This is a genomic window from Microbispora sp. NBC_01389 (assembly GCF_045040095.1).
In the GTDB taxonomy this organism is placed as follows: domain Bacteria; phylum Actinomycetota; class Actinomycetes; order Streptosporangiales; family Streptosporangiaceae; genus Microbispora.
In genome coordinates this window covers 5,926,778-5,948,639 of record NZ_CP109552.1, presented here as the reverse complement: position 1 = coordinate 5,948,639, position 21,862 = coordinate 5,926,778, and the positions used below count along the sequence as shown (strand labels likewise).

At 74.7% G+C, this 21,862-nt stretch carries 12 protein-coding genes; 9 read left to right on the top strand and 3 right to left on the bottom strand.

Features of this window, described 5'->3' with window-relative positions:
* Positions 1-14: 14 nt before the first annotated feature.
* Positions 15-8,036 carry a type I polyketide synthase gene (locus OG344_RS26330; RefSeq protein WP_405085387.1) on the bottom strand — a complete coding sequence of 2,674 codons (8,022 nt, stop codon included), beginning with the start codon at positions 8,034-8,036 and terminating at the stop codon, positions 15-17.
* Between the two features lie 316 nt (positions 8,037-8,352).
* Between OG344_RS26330 and OG344_RS26325 the strand changes: the two genes are divergently transcribed.
* Positions 8,353-9,834 (top strand): acyl-CoA carboxylase subunit beta, encoded by a 1,482-nt coding sequence (locus OG344_RS26325; RefSeq protein ID WP_405085386.1) that lies wholly within the window; start codon positions 8,353-8,355, stop codon positions 9,832-9,834.
* Between the two features lie 48 nt (positions 9,835-9,882).
* Here the strand turns inward: OG344_RS26325 and OG344_RS26320 are convergent, their stop codons facing one another.
* Positions 9,883-11,067 (bottom strand): MFS transporter, encoded by a 1,185-nt coding sequence (locus OG344_RS26320; RefSeq protein WP_327045948.1) that lies wholly within the window; start codon positions 11,065-11,067, stop codon positions 9,883-9,885.
* A 152-nt stretch (positions 11,068-11,219) separates the two neighbouring features.
* Here OG344_RS26320 and OG344_RS26315 point away from each other — a divergent pair, with 152 nt between their 5' ends.
* Positions 11,220-12,944, top strand: coding sequence for a DEAD/DEAH box helicase (locus OG344_RS26315; RefSeq protein WP_327045947.1), 1,725 nt, complete (start codon positions 11,220-11,222; stop codon positions 12,942-12,944).
* Positions 12,945-13,013: 69 nt separating this feature from the next.
* On the opposite strand, the gene OG344_RS26310 is transcribed toward OG344_RS26315, so the two are convergent.
* The gene (locus OG344_RS26310) at positions 13,014-14,993 is read right to left on the bottom strand and encodes a cytochrome c oxidase assembly protein (protein WP_405085385.1); all 1,980 of its coding nucleotides are present in this window, start codon (positions 14,991-14,993) and stop codon (positions 13,014-13,016) included.
* Between the two features lie 178 nt (positions 14,994-15,171).
* Here OG344_RS26310 and OG344_RS26305 point away from each other — a divergent pair, with 178 nt between their 5' ends.
* The 7 genes from OG344_RS26305 (at position 15,172) to OG344_RS26275 (ending at position 21,730) form a co-directional block, all read left to right on the top strand.
* Positions 15,172-15,753, top strand: a complete 582-nt coding sequence (locus OG344_RS26305) for an MFS transporter (protein WP_405085384.1) — start codon at positions 15,172-15,174, stop codon at positions 15,751-15,753.
* A 103-nt stretch (positions 15,754-15,856) separates the two neighbouring features.
* Entirely contained in the window at positions 15,857-16,603 is a 747-nt protein-coding gene (locus tag OG344_RS26300) for a YcnI family protein (protein WP_405085383.1), read from the top strand.
* A gap of 178 nt (positions 16,604-16,781) precedes the next feature.
* On the top strand, positions 16,782-17,756 hold the full coding sequence (locus tag OG344_RS26295) for an ATP-binding cassette domain-containing protein (RefSeq protein ID WP_405085382.1): 975 nt from the start codon (positions 16,782-16,784) through the stop codon (positions 17,754-17,756).
* Between the two features lie 16 nt (positions 17,757-17,772).
* Complete coding sequence (locus OG344_RS26290) at positions 17,773-18,522, top strand: ABC transporter permease (protein WP_150933997.1); 750 nt, start codon at positions 17,773-17,775, stop codon at positions 18,520-18,522.
* Positions 18,523-18,656: 134 nt separating this feature from the next.
* Entirely contained in the window at positions 18,657-18,875 is a 219-nt protein-coding gene (locus tag OG344_RS26285; RefSeq protein ID WP_327045942.1) for a hypothetical protein, read from the top strand.
* Positions 18,876-18,962: 87 nt separating this feature from the next.
* Positions 18,963-19,967 carry an N-acetylglucosamine kinase gene (locus OG344_RS26280; RefSeq protein WP_405085381.1) on the top strand — a complete coding sequence of 335 codons (1,005 nt, stop codon included), beginning with the start codon at positions 18,963-18,965 and terminating at the stop codon, positions 19,965-19,967.
* A complete protein-coding gene (locus OG344_RS26275; protein ID WP_405085380.1) occupies positions 19,964-21,730 on the top strand; it encodes a glycoside hydrolase family 3 protein in 1,767 nt (588 codons plus the stop codon). The genes OG344_RS26280 and OG344_RS26275 overlap by 4 nt, the downstream gene beginning before the upstream one ends.
* Positions 21,731-21,862: the final 132 nt, after the last annotated feature.

Genomic DNA, 21,862 nt, shown 5'->3' with positions numbered 1-21,862 from the left:
GCAGAAGGGAGAGGTCAGGAGATGCCGAGCTCGTTGCTGATGAAGCTGATGAGCTCGTCGTCGGAGGCGGAGGACAGATCGGCGGTCCCCGCCGCCTGCTCGCCGGGCCCGCCGGGCTCCACGGACCCCACGGACCCCACGAACCCCCCGGACTCCACGACATCAACCAGGCGCCGCAGGCGGGTCACCACCGCCTCCCCACCGGCCGCCGCGTTCGGCTCACCGGCCGTCCCGGGCGGCTCTTTCCGCTCGCCGAGCAGCGTCTCCAGCTCGTCGAGCAGCGCCAGCGCGGCGGTGAGCGGCGGCTCGGGATCGGGCAGCAGCACGTGCAGCAGGTGGTCCACGAGACCGGCAGGTGTGGGGTAGTCGAACACGAGAGTGCTCGGCAGCGGCGTCCCGGTCAGCCGGGTGAGGCGGCCCCGGAGTTCGACGGCCGACAGCGAGGTGAAGCCCTGGTCGCGGAAGCCGCGGTCGTCGTCCACCGCGTCCGCCGAGGCGTGGCCGAGCACGTCGGCCATCTCCGCCCGGACCAGCGAGCGCAGCTTCTGCCGCCGCTCGGGCTCCGGCAGCGCCGCCAGCCGTTCCAGGAGGTCCGGTTCCTCGTTCGCGCGTGGCCGGTCCGCCGCCCGGGCCTCCGGTAGCTCGGCGAGCAGTGGATGAGGCCGTACGGCGCCGACCGTGGCCCAGTCCGCGCGGACGACGACGAGCCGCGTCTCGCCGTGGACCACCGCCTGCTCCAGCGCCGACACCGCGACATCGGGCGCCATGGGCGGGAAGCCGCCCCGCCGCAGGCCCTCCCGGGCCTCCGCGCCGGCGATGCCCTCACCGTCCCAGTGGCCCCAGGCGATCGACGTGGCCGGCAGGCCGAGCGACCGGCGGTGCTCGGCGAGGGCGTCCAGATAGGCGTTGTCCGGCGCGTAGTTGCCCTGGCCCGGGTTCCCGATCAGCCCGGTGATCGACGAGAACAGCACGAACGCCGTCAGCGGTAGCTCCCGGGTCAGCTCGTGCAGGGCGAGCGCGCCGTCCGCCTTCACCCGCCGTACGGCGGCCTGCCGCTCCGGGGTGAGCGAGCCGAGCAGGCCGTCGTCCAGCACGGCGGCCGTGTGGACCACGGCGGTCAGCGGATGCTCCGGGGGTACGGCGGCGAGCACGGCGGCCAGGGCGTCCCGGTCGGCGACGTCGCAGGCCGCGACCGTCACCCGGGCGCCGAGTCCGGAGAGCTCGGCGCGCAGGTCCTCCGCACCTGGGGCGTCGAGGCCACGCCGGCTGACCAGCAGCAGGTGCGGAACGCCGCGCCGGGCCAGTCGCCGGGCCACGTGGGCGCCGAGCGCGCCCGTGCCTCCCGTGACGAGCACGGTCCCGGCAGGCGCCCACTCCGCGGGCGTCGCGTCCCGGCTCGGCGCGTGGACCAGCCTGCGCGTGAGGAGGCCCGCGGAGCGCACCGCGAGCTCGGACTCGCCGTGCCGTCCGGTCAGCGCGGTCACGGCGTACGCGGCACGCCGCGTGTCGGGCGCCGGCGGGAGGTCCACGATGCCGCCCCACCGCTCCGGCCGTTCGGCGGCGATCACCCCGCCGAGGCCCCACGCCCTCGCCCCGGCCGGGTCCGGCAACTGGTCGGACGGCGTCGCCGCGACCGCGCCGCTCGTCGTCAGCCAGAGCGGACCGCCGATCTCCGCCGCGTCCAGCGCCTGCAGCAGCGCGACGTCCTGGCTCTCGTACGGCGTGGCGTCCAGGCCGAGCAGGGACACGACACCGGTGTACGGCGTGCCGGTGCGCAGGGGGCGCAGGGGGCGCAGCGACGCCACCAGCGGCTCAAGGGCGGTCGTCCCGTCGAGTACGGCCTCCGTCACCCCGGCGCCGCGCTCCTCCAGCCCGTGCCGCAGGGCCTCCGCCCAGGCCGTGGTCGTCTCCCGCGCGGTGCGAACCAGCAGCCAGCGGCCACCGGACCGAGGTGCGGCGTCCTCCACGGGCCGCCAGGCGACGCGATACCGCCACGAGTCGAGCGTGGCCCGGGTGTCCCCCGCCGCGTGCCAGGAGGCGAGGACCGGCAGGGCATCCCCCAGCGATCGCCGTACGTTCCCGGCCTCGGGACCGAGCGTCCCGACGAGCGCGTCGAGGTCGCCTCGGCTGACGATGTCCCAGAACCGCGCCTTCCCGTCGTCGTACGGCCCGCCCTGGTGCGGCTTCGGTGGGCTGACCCAGTGCCTGCGCCGTTGGAAGGCGTAGGTGGGCAGGTCGATGGTGGTGGCGGGGCCGTTGAGGGTGGTCCAGTCGACGGGGGTGCCGTGGGTGTGGGCGTGGGCGGCGGCGGTGAGGGCGGTGTGGGGTTCGGGCCGGTCCCGGCGGAGCACCGGTACGGCGACGACGCCTTGTTCGGCGTCGAGGGTGTCGAGGGTTTCGCGGATGAGGCCGCTGAGGACGCCGTCCGGGCCGATTTCGAGGTAGGTGGTGGTGCCCTGGTCGTGCAGGGTCCGGGTGGCGTCGGCGAAGCGGACGGGGTTGCGCAGGTGGGCCGCCCAGTAGGCGGGGTCGACGAGGTCGGCGGGGGTGGCCGTGGCGCCGGTGAGGTCGGAGACGAAAGGGATGACCGTCCCGGTCGGTGGTGTGAGGGAGAGTGCGGCTACGGCCTGTTCGAACTCGTCCAGGATGGGGTCCATGTGGGGGGAGTGGAAGGCGTGGCTGACGGTCAGTGACCTGACCTTGTACCCCTGCTGCCGGAAATGCTCGGTCAGGTGGGTGACGGGGTCGTGGTCGCCGCTGATGACGGTGGAGGTGGGGGTGTTGGCGGCGGCGATGGTGACCCTGCCGTCGTAGGGGGCGAGCGCGTGGGTGATGTGTGCTTCGGTGGCGTTGATGGCGGTCATGGCGCCGCCGGGTGGGGCGGTGTGCATGAGGCGGGCGCGGGCGGTGACGAGGGCGGCGGCGTCGGGGAGGGTGAGGATGCCGGCGGTGTGGGCGGCGGCGATGGCGCCGATGGAGTGTCCGGCGACTGCGTGGGGGGTGATGCCCCAGGTGGTGAGGAGGTGGGTGAGGGCGGTCTGCAGGGCGAACAGGGCGGGTTGGGTGTAGAGGGTCTGGTCGAGTAGCGCCGGGTCGGCGTCGCCGAGCAGGACCTCGCGTAGTGGCACGGGGGTGTGCCCGGCCAGGTGCTCGTCCAATGCTTCGATGGCCTCGTCGAAGGCGGTGGCGAAGGCGGGGTGGGCGGCGTGCAGGCCGCGTCCCATGCCGGGGCGCTGGCTGCCTTGGCCGGTGTAGACGAAGGCGGTCTTGCCGGGCCGGGCGATCCCGGTGACGACGCCGGGGGTGGTGCGGCCGTCGGCGAGGGCGCGGGTCCGGTCGAGGAGTTCCTGTCGTGTGGTGCCGGTGATGACGGCGCGGTGGTCGAACCGGGCGCGGGTGGTGGTCAGGGAGTGGGCGATGTCGGCCGCGTCCAGACCCGGGTGGCGGTGCAGGTGGTCGGCCAGCCGCCCTGCCTGGGCGCGCAACGCCTCCGGCGAGCGCGCCGAGACCACCCACCCCACCACCGGCACCGCACGCCCGACGCCCTGGGTGGCATCTGATTCTCGCGGTGGCGCGTGCGCCTCGTCACTCGCGACCGCCGTCCGGGTCTGTGTGGGCTGCGGTTGTGTGGGCTGCGGGAGTGCGGGCTCGTCGTCGGCGGTCGGCGTGCCGGTCGGTTCTGGTGCCTGTTCGATGATGACGTGGGCGTTGGTGCCGCTGATCCCGAAGGACGACACTCCGGCGCGCTTCGGCCGTCCGGTCTCCGGCCAGGGCGCGGGCTCGGTCAGCAGGGCGAGCCCGGCCGACCAGTCGACGTACCGGGAGGCCTCCTCGGCGTGCAGCGTCTTCGGCAGCACGCCGAGCCGCATCGCGAGCACCACCTTCATCACGCCGGCCACGCCCGCCGCCGCCTGGGTGTGCCCGATGTTCGACTTGAGGGAGCCGAGCAACAGCGGGCGTTCGCGGTCCTGGCCATAGGTGGCCAGCAACGCCTGGGCCTCGATGGGGTCGCCGAGCGTCGTGCCCGTGCCGTGGGCCTCGACCGCGTCCACCTCGGCGCCCGTCAGCCCTGCGTCGTCGAGGGCCCGGCGGATCACCCGTTGCTGCGCCAGGCCGTTGGGCGCGGTCAGGCCGTTCGAGGCGCCGTCTTGGTTGATGGCGGTGCCGCGGACGACGGCCAGCACGGGATGCCCGTTCCGCCGCGCGTCCGACAGGCGTTCCATCAGCAGCAGGCCGACGCCCTCGGCCCAGCCGGTGCCGTCAGCCGCCGCGGAGAACGCCTTGCAGCGTCCGTCCGGCGCGAGCCCGCCCTGCCGGGAGAACTCGGTGAACATCCCCGGCGACGACATCACCGTCGCGCCGCCCGCGAGCGCGAGGTCCGACTCGCCCGATCGCAGCGACCGTACGGCGAGATGCAGCGCGACCAGCGACGACGAGCAGGCCGTGTCGACGGTCACGGCGGGCCCTTCGAGGCCGAAGGTGTAGGCGATCCGCCCGGAGGCGACACTGGCCGCCGTGCCCGTCAGGGCGTACCCCTCGGAGCCCTCGGCCGTTTCGTGCAGCCGGGGGCCGTAGTCCTGGGGCGTCATGCCGACGAACACGCCCGTACGGCTGCCTGCCAGTGAGCGCGGCACCAGACCGGCCCGCTCGAAGGTCTCCCACGCCACTTCCAGCAGAAGCCGCTGCTGCGGGTCCATGGCCGCCGCCTCGCGGGGACCGATGCCGAAGAACTCCGAGTCGAAACGGTCGGCGTCGTGGAGGAAGCCGCCCTCGCCGGTGACCGACGTGCCCTGCCGTGACTCCGCCGGGTCGTGCAGCGCCTTCGCATCCCAGTCGCGGTTGACGGGGAAGGCGGTGACGGCGTCGGTGCCGTCGAGCACCAGGTCCCAGAGCTTCTCGGGGGTGTCGGCCCCGCCGGGCCACCGACCGGCCATCGCGACCAGCGCGATCGGCTCGTCGTCCGCCCGGTCTCCGGCCGCCGGCGGTGAGAACGACGGCACCGCCGCATGAGCCGCCGTGCCGCTGGTCGCTATGCCATCCGTGGCACCGCCCCCCGTGTCTCCCCTCGTGTCGCTCGCCGTGCCGTTCGCCGTGCCGTTCGCCGTGCCGTTCGCTGTGCCGCTCGCAGGGGTGCGGGCCTCGGACAGCGCGCGCAGATGGCGGGAGAGCGAGAGCGGTGACGGGTGGTCGAACGTGACGGTCGCGGGGAGCGGCAGGCCGGTGGCGGCGGCCAGGGCGTCGCGCAGTTCCACCGCCCCCAGCGAGTCGAGCCCCAGCTCCTTGAACGTGAGCTCGGCCTCGACGCCCGACGCGTCCGCGTGACCCAGGACGCCCGCGGTGGCGGACAGGACGAGGTCGAGCGGTGACCGCCCGCTCTCCGCCGTCTCCTGCTCGGCCTCACGCCGCGCTTCCTGCCCGGGCGCCGCTCCAGACGCCGCCGGGGTGACCGCCGGAGCGGGTTCGCCCGCGTACGAGGTCACGTCGGCTGATAGGCCGCTCTCCTCCTCCGGAACCGCGTCGATCCAGTACCGGCGTCGCCGGAAGGGATAGGCGGGCAGGGGGACCCGCCGCGCGCCGGGTCGTACGGCGCGGCTCCAGTCGACGTCGCCGCCGTTGACGTGGAGCACGCCGAGCGCCTTGAGGAACTCGGCCAGATCCCCCCTGTCGCGGTGCAACGTGCCGGTGACCAGGCCGTCGCGACCGGCGGCGTCGAAGATCTCCCGGATGCCCGGGGTCAGGACCGGGTGCGGCGAGGCCTCCACGAAAACGGTGTGGCCGTCGGCCAGCGCGACCTCGACGGCCTCCTGGAACCGCACGGTGTTCCGCAGGCCGCGGTGCCAGTACTCGTCGTCCAGCTCCGCCGGGTCGACCCGTCCGCCGGTCACCCCCGAGTAGAACGCCACCTCGCCGCTCCGGGCCGGCCGTCCCGCCATGGAGCCCGCCAGGCGGTCTCGCACGGCCTCGATCGCGTCCCGGTCCGAGACCTCGGCGAGCGCCTGACCGCGCAGGACCGCGATCGCGGCGGCGTCCTCCAGCGACAGGGCGCCCGCGACGTGCGCGGCGGCGATCTCCCCCTGGGAATGACCGATCACGGCGTCCGGGCGGACACCGAAGTGCTCCCAGAGCCGCGCCAGCGCCACCGTGACGGCGAACAACGCGGGCTGCGCGACGTCCGCCCGATCGATCGGTGCCGCACCAGGGAGGTGCCACAGCACGTCGCGGGGCGACCAGCCGACGTGCGGGCGGAGGGCGTCGGCGGCCGCGGCCAGATGCCCGGCGAAGACGGGGGAGGCGTCCGCCAGGGCCCGGCCCATGCCGGCCCACTGGCCGTCCTGCCCCGGGAAGACGAGCACGGTGCCGCCGAGCGCGCGTGCCCTGCCGTGTACGGCTCCGGGCGTCACGTCGCCCGCGCCGAACGCCCGTAACCGTTCCCGCAGCTCGTGGCGGTCCGCGCCGACCACCACCGCCCGGTGCTCGAAGGAGGTTCTGCCGGTGGCGAGCGAGAGCGCGACGTCGGACGGGTCGCCGTCGAGCGCCGGCGAGCCGGACAGCCGGGCCGCCAGTTCGCGAAGCGCGTCCGGGTCGCGCGCGGACAGGACGAGCGGCACGGCCACCGGACCGCCCCCGGTCCCCGTACGGCGAGTCGTCGCGGTGGCGCGGGACGTGTGCGCGGGCGGCGGTTCGGCGAGGACGACATGGCAGTTCACCCCGCCCACGCCGAACGAGCTGACCCCCGCGACGAGCGGCAGGCCGGGCCGCGGCCAGGGGGACCGCTCGGTGACCACCCGCAGGTTGAGCGCGTCCAGGTCGATGGCCGGGTTCGGCGTCTCGTAGTTCAGGCTCGGCGGGACCTCGCGATGGTGGATGCCGAGCACGGCCTTGAGAAGCCCGGCGATGCCGGCCGCGCCTTCGAGATGGCCGATGTTCGTCTTGACCGAACCCACCAGGAGCGGCTGCGCCGCGGGCCGTGCCGCCCCGAGCGCCGCGCCGAGCGCGGCCGCCTCGATCGGGTCGCCGACCCTCGTGCCCGTGCCGTGCAGTTCGACGACCTGCACGTCCCCCGGGTCGACGCCGGCTCTCTCCACCGCGAGCCGGACGACCCGCTGCTGCGCGGCGGCGTCGGGAACGGTGAGGCCGGGGGTGGCGCCGTCGTTGTTGACCGCGCTGCCCAGGATGACCGCGTAGACGTGGTCTCCGTCGGCCAGAGCGCGCCCCAGCGGCTTCAGCACGACGATCCCGCCGCCCTCACCCCGGGCGTAGCCGTTGGCCCGGGAATCGAAGGTGAAGCACCGGCCGTCGGGGGACAGGCCGCCGAACCGTTCGGCGGTCGCGGTGCTCTCCGGGGCGAGGTTCAGGTTCACCCCGCCCGCCAGCGCGACCTCCGACTCGCCCGAGCGCAGGCTCTCGCAGGCCAGATGCACCGCGACCAGCGCGGACGACTGCGCGGTGTCCACGGTGAGGCTCGGCCCCCGCAGGTCCAGCGCGTACGAGATCCGGTTGGCCAGGATGCCGCGGGTGAGCCCGGCGAGCGTGTGCCGGGTGATCGCCGCGTCGCCGCGCCCGTAGACGAGCGCGGCGTAGTCGGCGGCCATCGCGCCGATGACCACGCCCGCCGACGTGCCGGAGAGACCGGCGGGCGGGATGCCCGCGTCCTCCAGGGCCTCCCATGCGAGTTCGAGCACCAGCCGCTGCTGGGGGTCCATCGCCGCCGCCTCCTTCGGCGAGACGCCGAAGAAGGCCGCGTCGAACTCGTCGACCTGGTCCAGGAACCCGCCGTGCAGGCCGGCGAGCCGGGGCTCGCTCGCCAGGCGGCTCCGCGCGGGCGCGCCGACCGCGTCGCGCCCGGAGCGCAGCAGCTCCCACAGGGCGCGCGGGTGCGCCGCGCCCGGCAGCCGGCAGGCGAGCCCGACCACCGCGACCGCGCCCGCACCATAGGTGACCGCTTCGTCCATGCTGAGCATCCGCCCCTCGTCGAGCCTTGCGTCGTTTCCCGCCGCGTCCCCCGGGCCGCCCGGCCGTCCGCTCACGTCACTCACGCCGGAAAGGAGAAACCCGTCCGCCCGGTCGCGCCCACTCGGCGGACCGTGCCGGAAAAGGGGTGTGAGCGGCCCGCGGACCTTCTCGCCGGAGCGACGCCATCCGGCCGGGACCGGCACAATCGACATTTGCATGAATTTCTTGAAATAGTCAACTGTGATGGCGAATACGCATCTTCCGGGCTATCCATAAGGATTTCTTTTGATATTTCATCAAATATCCTGATTGGACCGTGAGAATGGCTCCCGGCTACCGTTCCGGGGAGGAAAAGCAGGGTCGGAAGGCCGAACGGAAACGCGAGCGGGGGGTGCGCCGATGACCGCTGCCCAGACGGAAACAGCCCAGACGGGAACAGCCCGGACGGGAACCGTGCGGGAGGATCGGGAGGACCGCGATCCCGCCGCGCGGCTCGCCCACCTGCTGGACGCGGACTCGGCGGTGCCGCTGCACCCGGAGGACACGAGCGGCGTGCTGGCGGTCACGGGCCGGATCAGCGGGTCACCGGTGGTCGCCTTCTGCACCGACGCGACCGTCATGGGCGGGGCACTGGGGCTGGCCGGGGCCCGGCACATCGCCGCCGCCGTGGACGAGGCGCTGCGGCGGCGCGTGCCGGTCATCGGGGTGTGGCACTGCGGCGGGGCCCGCCTCGCCGACGGGGTCGAGTCGTTGCACGGCGCGGGCCTGGTCTTCGCGGCCAACACCCGCGCCTCCGGCCGCGTGCCGCAGATCTCGGTCATCGTGGGCCCCGCGGCGGGCGCGGCGGCCTACGGCCCGGCGCTCACCGACCTGATCGTGATGTCCGGCCAGGGCCGGGTGTTCGTCACCGGTCCCGACGTGGTCCGCCGCGTGACGGGCGAGGACATCGACATGGAACGGCTCGGCGGCGCGGACGCGCACGGACGCCGCTCCGGCGTGGTGCACGTGGTCGCCGGTGACGAGCGGGACGCCTTCCGGCGCACCCGCGTGATCGCCGGCCTGCTGACCGGAACCGGCCGGTACGACCTGGAGCGCCTGACCGGCGACCGGGACCCCGCCGCCCTGCTGCCCGAGTCGGCCCGCCGCGCGTACGACATCCGGCCTGTGATCCGGGCGCTGCTCGACGACGACGGCGACGACGGCGGGGACGGCGGGGACGGCCCCGCGTTCGTGGAGATCCAGCCTCGCTGGGCGCCGAACATCGTCGTCGGCCTCGGCCGCCTGGCCGGGCACCCGGTGGGCGTCGTGGCCAACAACCCGCTGCGCATGGGCGGCTGCCTCGACTCGGCGTCGGCGGAGAAGGCGGCGCGGTTCGTCCGCATGTGCGACGCCAACGGCGTCCCGCTCGTCGTGCTGGCGGACGTGCCCGGCTATCTCCCCGGCGTCGACCAGGAATGGGGCGGCGTGGTCCGCCGGGGGGCGAAGCTGCTGCACGCCTTCGCCGAGGCCACCGTGCCCAGGGTGACGGTGATCGCCCGCAAGTCCTACGGAGGGGCGTACATCGCCATGAACTCGCGCGCCCTCGGCGCGACCGCGGTCTACGCCTGGCCCGGGGCGGAGGTCGCGGTGATGGGCGCCGAGGCGGCCGTGGGCATCCTGCACCGGCGCCGCCTCGCCGCGGCCGGGTCGGAGGAGGAGCGGGAACGGCTGCTCGCCGAACTGGTCCGCGAGCACGAGGAGCGGTCGGGCGGGGTCGGCAGGGCGCTCGACCTCGGGGTCGTCGACGAGGTGATCGACCCGAGGACCACCCGCCGGAGGGTGGCCGAGGCCCTCGCCGCGGCGCCGGCCTCGCGCGGCGCGCACAACAACATCCCGCTCTGACGCCCCGCCCCAAGACGCGTTCGATTCGCCGCTGCCGGGCGCCGGGAACTACTGCCTGTGCGGGGTGGGCGCCGTCCGCTGAGGCGCATCCCGCGCGGACGGCGCGAGCCTGCCCGCGCCGAGCGCGACCGCCAGCAGCAGCACGGCGACCAGGCCGAACGACGCGGGCAGCCCGGTCAGCGACGCGATGCCGCCGATCGCGCTCGGCGCGACGAAGCCGGCCGCGTAGCTGATCGTGGCGGCTCCCGCGACGCCCTCGCTCGGCGTGCGCCCGGCGTGGCCCGCCGCCGCGAACACCAGCGGGACGACCACCGCGATCCCGAGGCCGATCAGCATGAACCCGGTGGCCGCCGGGACCGGGGTGCGCGCGGCCACCACGAGCAGCGCGCCGAGCGCCGCCAGCGCGCCGCCGCCCCGGACGGCCGCGACCGGGCCGAGCCTGCGGACCACCGCGTCGCCGCACAGCCGGCCCGCCGCCATCGTGCAGGCGAAGGCCGTGTACGCGGCGGCGCCCACGGCCTCGGACGCTCCGGTCACCTGCCCGAGGTAGACCGCGCACCAGTCCTGGGCCGCGGACTCGCCGAACACCGCGCAGAAGCCCACCAGTCCGATGAGCACGACGCCGCGCGACGGCAGCACGAAGTGCGCCGGGGCCGCCTCCTCCTCGCCCGCCCGCACGTCGAGCAGCAGCGGCCCCACCGCGAGGGCCACGAGGAACAGCACGACCGCGGCCCCGCCCAGGTGCGCGCGGGCGTCGAGCCCCGCGTTGGCCGCGAGCGTCCCCACCGCGCCGCCCACGAGCGCGCCCACGCTCCACATCCCGTGCAGGCCGGACATGATCGGACGGCCGAGCCGCTGCTCGGCCACCACCCCCTGGGCGTTCATCGCGACGTCGGCGACGCCCGCCACCGCCCCGTACGCCAGCAGCGCCGCGCACAGCAGCGGCAGGTTGGGCGCCAGCGGAGGCAGGACGAGGACCAGGCACCACAGGCCGACCGAGGCCCGGGTGACGGCCCGCCCGCCGAACCGGTGCGTGATCCGGCCCGCGGTCGGCATCGCCAGGATCGAGCCCACCGCCGGAGCGAGCAGCGCCAGGCCGAGGCCGCCGGGCCCCACCCCCACATGATCCTGGATCCAGGGGATGCGGGAGGCGAACCCACCCGTCACCGCGCCGTGGAGGGCGAAGACGACCGACACCGCGAACCTGGCACGTCTCAGTTCCCGAAGATCCACGGTCGTACGCTATTGCGTGCCCGGCCGTGCGGTCGCCCCGGGCCCGTCCGGTCACCTCCGGTGCGTCGCCGGGTGCGGGGGGTGCCGTTCGGGGTACGGGCGGAAAGACCGTAGGGTCTTCCCGTGCACATCCGCCCCATGAGGAGCTTGACATGTCCGTGAACGAGATCGAAGACGGACCCGGCTTCGCCGACCTGGCGCTCGGTCCGGAGCTCCTCAAGGCGCTGTCCGGCCTCGGTTACGAGGAGCCCACCCCCATCCAGCGGGAGGCCATCCCGCCGCTGCTGGAAGGCCGCGACCTGCTCGGGCAGGCCGCCACCGGGACGGGAAAGACCGCCGCCTTCGCGCTGCCCATGCTGCAGCGGCTGCACGGCGTCTTCCGCGCGGCGGGCGCGGAGGAGGGCGTCGAGCCCGCCGGGCTGGTGCTGGTGCCCACGCGTGAGCTCGCCGTCCAGGTGTCGGAGGCGATGCACCGCTACGGACGCGACCTCGGCACGCGGGTGCTGCCCATCTACGGCGGCCAGCCGATCGGCCGGCAGCTGCGGGCGCTGGAGCGCGGGGTGGACGTCGTCGTCGCCACGCCGGGCCGCGCGCTCGACCACATCGGCCGGGGGACGCTGCCGCTCAAGGGGCTGCGGATGGTCGTCCTCGACGAGGCCGACGAGATGCTCGACATGGGCTTCGCCGAGGACATCGAGGCGATCCTCCAGGACATCCCCGAGGAGCGGCAGACCGTGCTGTTCTCCGCGACGATGCCGCCGCGCATCGACGGGATCGCCCGCCGCCACCTGCGCGAGCCCGTCCGGATCAGGATCGAGCGGGAGGCGCCCGCCGCCGGGGAGGCGCCGCTCGTCCGGCAGAGCGCCTACATCGTGAACAGGGCGTACAAGCCGGCCGCGCTGGGCCGGGTGCTCGACGTGGAGGCGCCGACCGCGGCGATCGTGTTCTGCCGCACCCGCGAGGAGGTCGACCAGCTCACCGAGACGATGAACGGCCGCGGCTACCGCGCCGAGGCCCTGCACGGCGGCATGGGCCAGGAGCAGCGCGACCGGGTGATGGGCAGGCTGCGCAGCGGTACCGCCGACCTGTTGATGGCGACCGACGTGGCCGCGCGCGGCCTCGACATCGAGCAGCTCACGCACGTCATCAACTACGACGTGCCGTCCGCGCCGGAGTCGTACGTGCACCGCATCGGCCGGGTCGGCCGGGCCGGCCGCGAGGGCGTCGCGATCACCCTCGCCGAGCCCCGCGAGCACCGGATGCTGAAGACCATCGAGCGGGTCACCCGCAGCAGGATCACGGTCGAGAAGGTGCCGACCGTCGCCGACCTGCGCGCCCGCCGCCTGGAGCTCACCCGGGCCGCGCTGCAGGAGAGCCTGATGGAGGACGGCGACCTCGACCGCTTCAGGGTCGTGGTCGAGACGCTCGCCGACGAGTTCGACCTGATGGACATCGCGCTCGCCGCGGTCAAGCTCGCCCACGAGTCCACCGGAGCCGCCGCCGACGAGGAGGAGATCCCCGAGGTGACGCCGCGCGCGCCGCGCCCCGAGCGCGGGGCGCGCGAGGGCCGCGACGACCGGTTCGGCCGCGACGACCGGCGCGTGCGGCGCGGCGGCGGCGCGATGAGCCGGGTGTTCGTGGGCGCCGGCCGCAGCGCCGGGGTGCGCCCCCAGGACATCGTCGGCGCGATCACGGGGGAGACCAGGGTCACCGGGCGGGAGATCGGCGCCATCGAGATCGCCGACCGGTTCACGCTGGTCGAGATCCCCGACGCCGCCGTGGACGAGGTGGTCGAGGCGCTGCGCCAGACCACCATCAAGGGCAAGCGGCCCACCGTCCGCAGGGACCGCGACGGCGCCCCCCGAGGCCGCCGCTGACGGTCGCGGCACGGCCGCCGGCCCCGATCAGCCGATCTCGGCGGTCACCCGATCGGGGTCGTCAGATCGTCAGGTCGTGGGGCCGGCGGCGCGCTCTCCGCGCTCTTCCGCGGCGCCTCGCGCCGCCGCCGTCCTGCGCAGGGCCGCCCGCCAGCGGCCGAGCAGCAGCACGAGAAGGGCCACCAGGACGGCGACGCCTGTCCAGGTGCCGAGCAGCGCCCCCGTCCGCTGGTCGGCCGCCGGGTCCGGAGCCCAGGGCAGCCCGAGCGCCGCGTACCACTGCGGCGCCTGCCCCGGTCCGATGAGCACCACCAGGCCCGTCCAGGCCCGTACGGCGATCGCCCCGATGAGTATCCACGCGCGGACCTGCGGCCGGATCGCGCGCGGGAGCGGGTCGACGCCGGCCGTGACGACGAAGAAGAGCACCCCGGTGACCACCACGACGGTCTGCGCGGCCAGCCGCAGGGCGAGACTCGGCTGGGCGAACGCGAACAGCCCGGTCAGATACAACGCCGGGTACGGCAGGGCGTACAGGGCGAGCGCCACCACCGGATGGGACAGCGCGCGGGCGGCCGGGCCGTCGAGCGCGTCCGGGCCCGGGTGGGCGCGCCGCCACAGCGTGAGCGGGGCGCCGGCGGCGAGCAGGGCGGGCCCCACCGCGCCGAGCAGCGCGTACTGCGCCGCGTGGGCGGAGAACATGGCCGGCGCGTACGCCGCGAGTCCGCCGGACGTGGCGTAGGCGAGGACGAGCAGGCCCGCCAGCCAGGAGACGGTCCGCCCGGCCGGCCACCCCGCGCCGTCCGCCCGCAGCCGCCGTACGCCGGACAGGTAGGCCGCCGCGGCCGCCGCGAGCAGGATCAGCGCGATCGGGTCGGGCCGCAGGTCCGTGACGAGCGCGCCGGGGGTGAACGGCGGGAGGGCGTATCCCAGGGCGGAGTGCTGGTGCCCGGCCTCACCGGCGGGCGGGGCGCTGCGCCCCAGCGCCACGGCCAGCGCCAGCGTGCCGGCCATCACCGTGATCTCCCCGGCGGCCAGCCGGACGAACGGCGCGCGGGACGCGCCGGTCCGCAGCGCCGCGATCGTCGCGCGCCGGTGCCGCCACCCGAACCAGCCCAGCACGGCCAGCGCGGCGACCTTGGCCAGCACGAGCAGGCCGTACCTGGACTGCCACAGCAGGGGGAGCGCACCGAGCCGCACCCACGCGTTGAGCGCGCCGGACGCCGCGGCGGCGGCGAAGCAGCCCAGGGCGAGCGTGCTGAACCGGCTCACCGCGACGGCCAGGCCGGGCGCGGCGCGCAGGTGCGCGACAAGGGCGTAGAGGCCGCCGGTCCACAGCACGACGGCCGCGACGTGCGCCATCAGGCTGAGGACGGCGATGTTGTGGTCGGCCGCCGACGCCGAGTGCCCCACGTACGCCGGGGGCAGCGCGGCGAGGACCGCCACCGCCAGCAGCACGGCCCGCCAGGCGCGTCCCCCTGGAAGGAGCGATCCGGCGGCGAGCGCCGCGGCCGCCACCGCCACCAGCGCGAACGCCTGGCCCTGCGGGATGTTCACCAGGAAAACGTAGAGAGCGCCGGAGCGCAGCGCCTGGCCCGCGGGCAGCCCCAGGAAGTCCGACAGGGTCAGGACCTCGGTGACCGCCGCGCTCAGAGCCCACCCGGCCGCCCACGCGGCGGCGGCCCGGCCCAGCCGCCGGGCGGTCGCGTCCCCGGCGTCCCCGGCGTCCGCGGATCCGGTGCGTGAATGTCTGGTGCGTGCGGGGCCGGTGGTCGTTCTCCCGGTTCTCACGGCCCCGGCACGCGCGGGCATGAGAACCACGGACGCCAGCAGCACGCCGACCGTCGCGGCCGCGCACACGTCGAGCACGAGACGCACGACGGGCAGGCCCCAGGTGGTCAGCACGCCGGGGGAGGGCAGCCCCTCGATGGCCGGGCGCGGCCCGGCACCGCCGAACCACAGGGCGAGCGCGAGCACGGTGGCCGCCGTCACCACGGCGGCGGCGACCGTCCCGGCGGCGATGGAGCCGCGACGGCGCGGGGGAGAGGTCATCGGGGGGTTCCTCGGTTCGGCACCGTTGATCGATCATGAGTATGCCCGATATGTAGCCATTAGGGGAGTCCTGCGGCACTCGCCGGCCGTCGTCGCATGCGTCCCGGTGAAAACTTCAGCGCCAGGGCCGAACACGGCGAGGGACGAGATCACGGCGGTGTGCGATAATCCCGGCGTCATGCGCGCCACGCTCTCCTTCCGGCTCGCGCGGTCGGCCGCCTTCGCGGCCGTCAGCGTGCTCCTCGCCATGGGCGCGCACTGGTTCGCCGGGGGAGGCGGGCCCACGACCGGGGCTCTGCTCACCGGCCTGCTCGCCGTCACGGCGGGCGCGGCCGTCGCGGCGGGCCGGGAACGGCCGCCTCAGGTGATCGTCGTGCTGGTGGTCGGCGCACAGGCGTTCCTGCACCTGCTGTTCGACGTCACCGCCTCCACCGGAGCGCCCGCCCACCTCACCTGGCACGGCGGCCTCACCACCCGGACCGGCATGCTGACCGCGCACCTCACCGCCGCACTGCTCACCGGACTGTGGCTGTCACGCGGCGAGGAGGCCCTGTGGTCGGTCCTGCGCCGGATCGGCGCCGGGGCGGCCCGCTGCCTCACGACGCTCGCCGCGCTGACGGCCCTGCTGCGGGCCAGTCTCGCGGGGATCACCCGTCCCCGCGTGCGCGCCACGCCGGGGCCGGCCCGCGCACTACGCCCCGCATGGGTGCTGCGGCACGCGGTCGTCCGTCGCGGGCCGCCCGTTTCTCCCGTCTTCTGAGCTTCCCGCGCGAGCGGCACGTATCTCCCGGGCGGAGGCGTTTCCTCCGTCGCCCCCTGCTCGCGCATCCCGGCATTTCAGTAAAAAGACTGGAGAAACCCCCATGACCTCATACGTCCGCCGTGTTTCGGCGGTCGCCGCGGGTGCCCTCGCCCTCACCCTCGGCCTTTCCCTGCCCGCCCTCGCCCACGTCACCGTCAACCCCGGCACCGCCGAGCAGGGCGGCTGGACGAAGATCGCCTTCCGGGTGCCCAACGAGCGCGACAACGCCTCGACCACCAAGGTGGAGGTGGCGTTCCCCACCGACCACCCGCTGCCGTTCGTCTCGGTCCGCCCGGTGTCCGGGTGGAAGGTCAAGGTCACCCAGGGCAAGCTGCCCCAGCCCGTAGTGTCGGACGACGGCGACAAGATCACCGAATCGGTGCTGAAGATCACCTGGACCGGGGGGAAGATCGAGCCCGGCCAGTTCCAGGAGTTCGAGGCCTCGGTCGGCCCGCTGCCCAAGGACGTGGACGCGCTGGAGTTCCCCACCGTGCAGACCTACTCCAACGGCGAGGTGGTCAAGTGGGCGGACCCGCCGAAGGCCGACGGGTCCGAGGCCGAGCACCCGGCGCCCACGCTCAAGCTCGTCGCGCCGAAGGCGGATGAGGGCGGCCACGAAGCCGCCGCCTCCCCGTCCGCCGCCGCGCCCGCCGACCCCGTCGTGGCGCCGTCCGTGGCCGCGGTGGAAGCGGACGACGACGAAGGCGGCAGCGGCACCGCGGCCCTGGTGCTCGGCGGCCTCGGCCTCGTCGCGGGCCTCGTCGGGGCCGGCGCGGGCATCACGGCCCTGCGCCGTTCCCGCGCCTGAGCGGTCCTCCCGCCCGATCCGGGCGAGCCCTCTTCCCGGAACCTCCGGGAAGAGGGCTCGCGCGTTCCACGACCCCTCGTCGTGATCCACGGCGGGGCGGCGGGAGCCGTGAAAAAGGTGTTGACTCTCTCCCCGGGTGAGCCGTCAGGCTGGTGACCCCCTGATCACCGGAGAGAAAATGATCATTGAAGCGCACGACCTGCGCAAGACCTTCCACGCGAAACGAGGACGAGGCAAGAAGAAGGAGGAGGTCGAGGCCGTACGCGGCATCGACCTCCAGGTCGAGCGGGGCGAGGTCTTCGCGGTCCTCGGCCCGAACGGCGCCGGCAAGACCACCACCGTCCGGATGCTCGCGACCTTCACCGTGCCCACCTCGGGCAGCGCCCGGGTGGCCGGTTTCGACGTCGCCAGGGAGGCCGCCAAGGTCCGGGAGAACATCGGCTACGTCAGCCAGGCGGGCGGCGTCGACGACACCGCCCCCGGCATCGAGAGCCTGCTCCTCGCGGCCCGGATCAGCGGGATGTCCCGCAGGCAGGCGCAGGCGAGGGCCGACGAGCTGCTCGCCGCGTTCAGCCTCACCGAGATCGCCGACCGCCCCGCGAAGACCCTCTCAGGAGGGCAGAAGCGGCGCTTCGCGATCGCCGTCGGACTCGTGAACGCGCCGCCGCTGATCTTCCTGGACGAGCCGACCACCGGCCTCGACCCCCAGAACCGGGCCAACCTCTGGGACGAGGTGCGCAAACTGCGCGAGCAGGGCACCAGCGTGCTGCTCACCACGCACTACCTGGACGAGGCCGACGCGCTCTGCGACCGGCTGGTCATCGTCGACCACGGCAAGATCGTCGCGAGGGGCACGCCGGAGGAGCTCAAGAAGGAGGTCGCGGGCGACGTGGTGACGCTCCGCCTGGGGGACCGGCCGGAGGACACGGACGCCGCCCAGGAGCTCCTCGCCGCGCAGCCGTACGTCAAGGAGGTCCGCGCCGAGCCCGGCACCGTCCGCGCGTACCTCGACGACGGGGAGCACGGCCTGATGCACATGCTGCGCACGTTGGAGGAGAAGGGCCTGGGCATCCGGTCGGTCTCACTCGAACGCGCCACCCTCGACGACGTGTTCCTCAAGCACACCGGCCGTTCGCTGCGCGACGCCGCCTGACCTCCGGGACTCCACGATGTTTCGACACACGATGCTCTTCCTCGGCTACGAGCTGAGGAAACTTTTCGCCAATCCGGTCTGGCCGTTGTTCGGGATCATGCAGCCGGTGCTCTACCTGGTGTTCTTCGCGCCGCTGCTGAGGAGCACGGTCCCCGGCGGGAAGATGACGGACGTGCTCGCGATGTTCACGCCGGGCTCCATGATGATGATCGCCTTGTTCGGTTCCATGTTCGCGGGCTTCGGCATGATCAACGAGACCCGCAACGGCATGCTGGAGCGGCTCGCGGTCAGCCAGGCCTGGCGTCCCGCGATCATTTTGGGCCGTCTCGTCAAGGACGTGATCGTCCTGGTGCTGCAGGCGATCCTGGTGATCGGCATCGCCGCGCTCATGGGCCTGCGGATCGGGCTGACCGAGATGGTCCTCGTGCTGCTGCTCATGGCCGCGACCGGCCTGTTCGCGGCCAGCCTGTCCTACGGCCTGGCGCTGACCCTGCGCGACGAGAACGGCATGTCGCAACTGGTGCAGTTCTTCGCCATGCCGCTGACCCTGATCGCCGGGCTGTTCCTGCCGGTCTCGCTCGGGCCCCAGTGGCTGCAGACGCTCGCCAAGTTCAACCCGCTCTACTACGCCGTCGAGGCGGGCCGGTCGCTGTTCCGCGGCGACCTGAGCGCCGGGACCATCCCGGTCGCCTTCGCCCTCTTCGCCGCGCTGACCGCGCTCACCCTGGTCTGGTCGGTGCGCTCCCTGCGCAACCTGGCCGGCTGACCCGGCGACCGGCCGCCCGGCGTACGGACCGCCGTCTGCCCGGGGCGCTCGCATAGGAAGGCGCTCGCATAGGAAATGGGTGCTTTGGGCATTTCACCAGGTATCGGGGCCTGGTGATTGGGGGAGTCATGGCTGTGACAGCGGATCTTGCCAAGTTGCTCGACCGCGCGTACGAGGACAAGAGCCTGGAGGAGATCGTCAAGGCGCCGGTGGACGCGCTCTCCGGCGTCAGCGCGGAGGACGCGGAGATGCTCAAGAAGGCGTTCCACATCAAGACCATCGGTGACCTCGGCCGCAACAAGTTCTTCCGTGCGGCCACCGCGATGGTGGACCTCACCGACAGCCAGAAGTAGCCCGGCCCCCCGGCCGCTCCGGCCACCGTTGTAGAAGATTTCCACCGACTTATAGGTTGATGGAAGGCATCTCCATAGGGAGCGGTCGTGGGGGCTCTGTTCATCGGCGTGGACGGGGGAGGAACCAGCACGCGCTGCGTCGTGGCCGGGGAGTCGGGCGAGATCGCCGGACGGGGACGGGCCGGCGGCGCCAACGCGATCTCGGTTCCCGACCCGGCGGCCAACTTGCGCGCCGCACTGCTCGGCGCGCTGGCGGGCGTCGACCCCACCCGGGTCGCCGGAGGCGTGTTCGGCCTCGCGGGAGTCGCCGGCGCGGCCGAGCCGGCCGAGCGGGCCTGGCGGGAGGCGGGGCTCGCGGGACGTCCGGTGGTGGTCTCCGACGTGCTCGTGGCCTTCACCGGGGCGACCATCGAGCCGGACGGCGCGGTGCTGGTGGCCGGCACCGGCGCGATCGGCGCCCGCGTCCGCGCCCGCCGCGTCGTACGGCGGGCCGACGGGCTCGGCTGGCTGCTCGGCGACGAGGGATCGGGCGTGTGGCTGGGCCGCCGGGGCGCCGCCGCGGCGCTGAACGCCGTCGACGGCCGGGGCGCCCCGACCCTCCTGGTGGCCAGGGTGGCCGAGGCCGTCCTCGGGGCGGGCTCGGCCGGAGAGGACGCCGGGCCCGCGCTCGCCGCCGAACTGGTGGCGGCCGTGTACGCGCGGGTCGCCGAGCAGGGGCCCGCCTGGCTCGGCACGCTCGCGCCGGTCGTGGACACCGCCGCCCGCGAGGGCGACGAGGTGGCACGCGGCGTCGTCGGGGAGGCGGCGCGCAGGCTGTGCCGTACGGCACGGGTGGTGTGCGGTGAGGGCGTCCCGTGGAGCGGGGCGTGGGCGAGGGGAGGCGGAGGTCCGCTGGTGCTGGCGGGATCGCTGCTGACCGAGCCGACCGAGCTCGCCCATCTGGTCTGGGCGGAGCTGGGCAGGTGGGCCGAACCGGTGCCCGCGCGGGACGCCGCGGCGGGCGCCGCCGCGCTCGCGCTGCGGGCCGCCCTCGGAGACGATCCCCGGGCCGCCGCGGCGCACCGCGCACTGATCGGGCAGGCCGTCCGGTGACCGCGGGCGGAGCGAGCGGCGACGGCCTGGACCGGCTGGCGATGGCCGTGCTCCAACCGGGGTTCGAGGGCACCGAGCCGCCCGCCTGGCTGCTCCGCGCGCTCGCGGACGGCCTCGGCGGCGTGGTGCTCTTCGCCCGCAACGTCACCCGCGCCGCCCCCCGTGCCGGCGGCCCGGGCCCAGCCGACCGCGCGGCAGGCGGCGCGGTGCCCGGAGCGGCGGGCCCGGCGGATGCGGGGGACGGGACGAGGGCGCTGGTCGCCGCGCTGCGCCGGGAGCGGCCGGACGTGATCGTGGCGGTGGACGAGGAGGGCGGGTCCGTCACCCGGCTGGAGGCCGCCACCGGGAGTTCCTGGCCGGGCAACCTCGCGCTGGGCGTCGCGGACGACGAGTCGCTGACCCGGCGCGTCGGGCGCCAGATCGGCCGGATGGTCGCCGCCGCCGGTGTCACGCTCGACTACGCCCCGGTCGTCGACGTCAACGCCGACCCCCGCAACCCGGTCATCGGCGTGCGTTCGTTCGGCTCCGACCCCGAGGCGGTCGGCCGCCACGGCGCGGCGTGGATCGAGGGCCTGCAGAGCGCGGGCGTGGCCGCCTGCGCCAAGCACTTCCCCGGTCACGGCGACACCGTGACCGACTCCCATCTCGCGCTGCCCGCCGTACGGGCCTCGCGGGAGCTGATCGAACGGCGCGACCTGCCGCCCTTCCGGGCCGCCATCGCGGCCGGGGTGCGCGCGGTGATGTGCGGGCACCTGCTCGTCCCCGCCGTCGACGTGCTCCCGGCGACGCTGAGCCGGACCGTGCTGACCGGGCTGCTGCGCGAGGAGATGGGGTTCGGCGGGCTCGTGGTCACCGACGCCATCGAGATGCGCGCGGTCGCCGCCCTGCACGCCCCCGGCGAGATCGCGGTGCGCGCGCTCGCCGCCGGAGCGGACGCGATCTGCGTCGGGGTGTCCTCGGCCGGGGGAGAGAGCGTGTACGCGCTGCGCGACGCGATCACCGCGGCGGTCCGCGAGGGGCGGCTGAAGGAGGACCGCCTCGCCGAGGCGGCGGGCCGGGTGCGGGACCTGGCCGCCTGGTACGACGCGCGGGCGGACGACAGGGCGGCCGCGGCCGGGGACGCCGACGAGGACCTCGGGCTCGCGGCGGCCGCCGCCGCGCTACGCGTGACCGCGGCACTCACCACGGCCACGCCGACCACAGAACCTATGGCGGCCGAGCCCACCACCCCCACCATGCCTGCCACCCCGATAACACCGCCCACCCCGGCCGTGCCTGCCGTGCCGGCCGAAGAGGCCGCCAGGGCCGCCGGCGCCACTGGGGAGGCCGCGGAGGCGGGGGGACCGGGCGTGCTGGCCGGGGCGCCGCTGGTGGTGAGCATGGCGGCGCGCCCCAGCCAGGCCGTGGGCCGGGTCACCCCCCTCACCCTGGGGCAGGCGCTGGCGGAGATCCTGCCCGGGACCGTGACGGCCGAGGTGACCGACGAGGTGACCGACGAGGTGAACTACGAGGAGGCAGCGCCGGGCCTGCTCGCCCTGCTGGGCGACACCGGGCGCCCGCTGGTGATCGCCGTCCACGACGCCGTGCGGCACGCCTGGATGCGACGCCTGCTGGAGGAGGCGCTGCGGGCCCGGCCGGACGCCGTGGTGGTCGAGACCGGAGTGCCCGGGACGCCCGCCGGGCGGCTCTACCTCGCCACCCACGGCAACTCGGCGGCGTCGGCGCGGGCGGCGGCCCGCTGGCTCGCCGGCCGGCCGCGGTGACCGAACCGGAGAGATGTTCCCGCAGGTCACGGGCGTCGGTAAAAATTAACTCCATCGTGGTCTCCAGGCATGGAAAAAATTGACGGGCCGCGAGTGCGCCCGTATTGTCCAGGCAATCGGGAACCAGGAGCA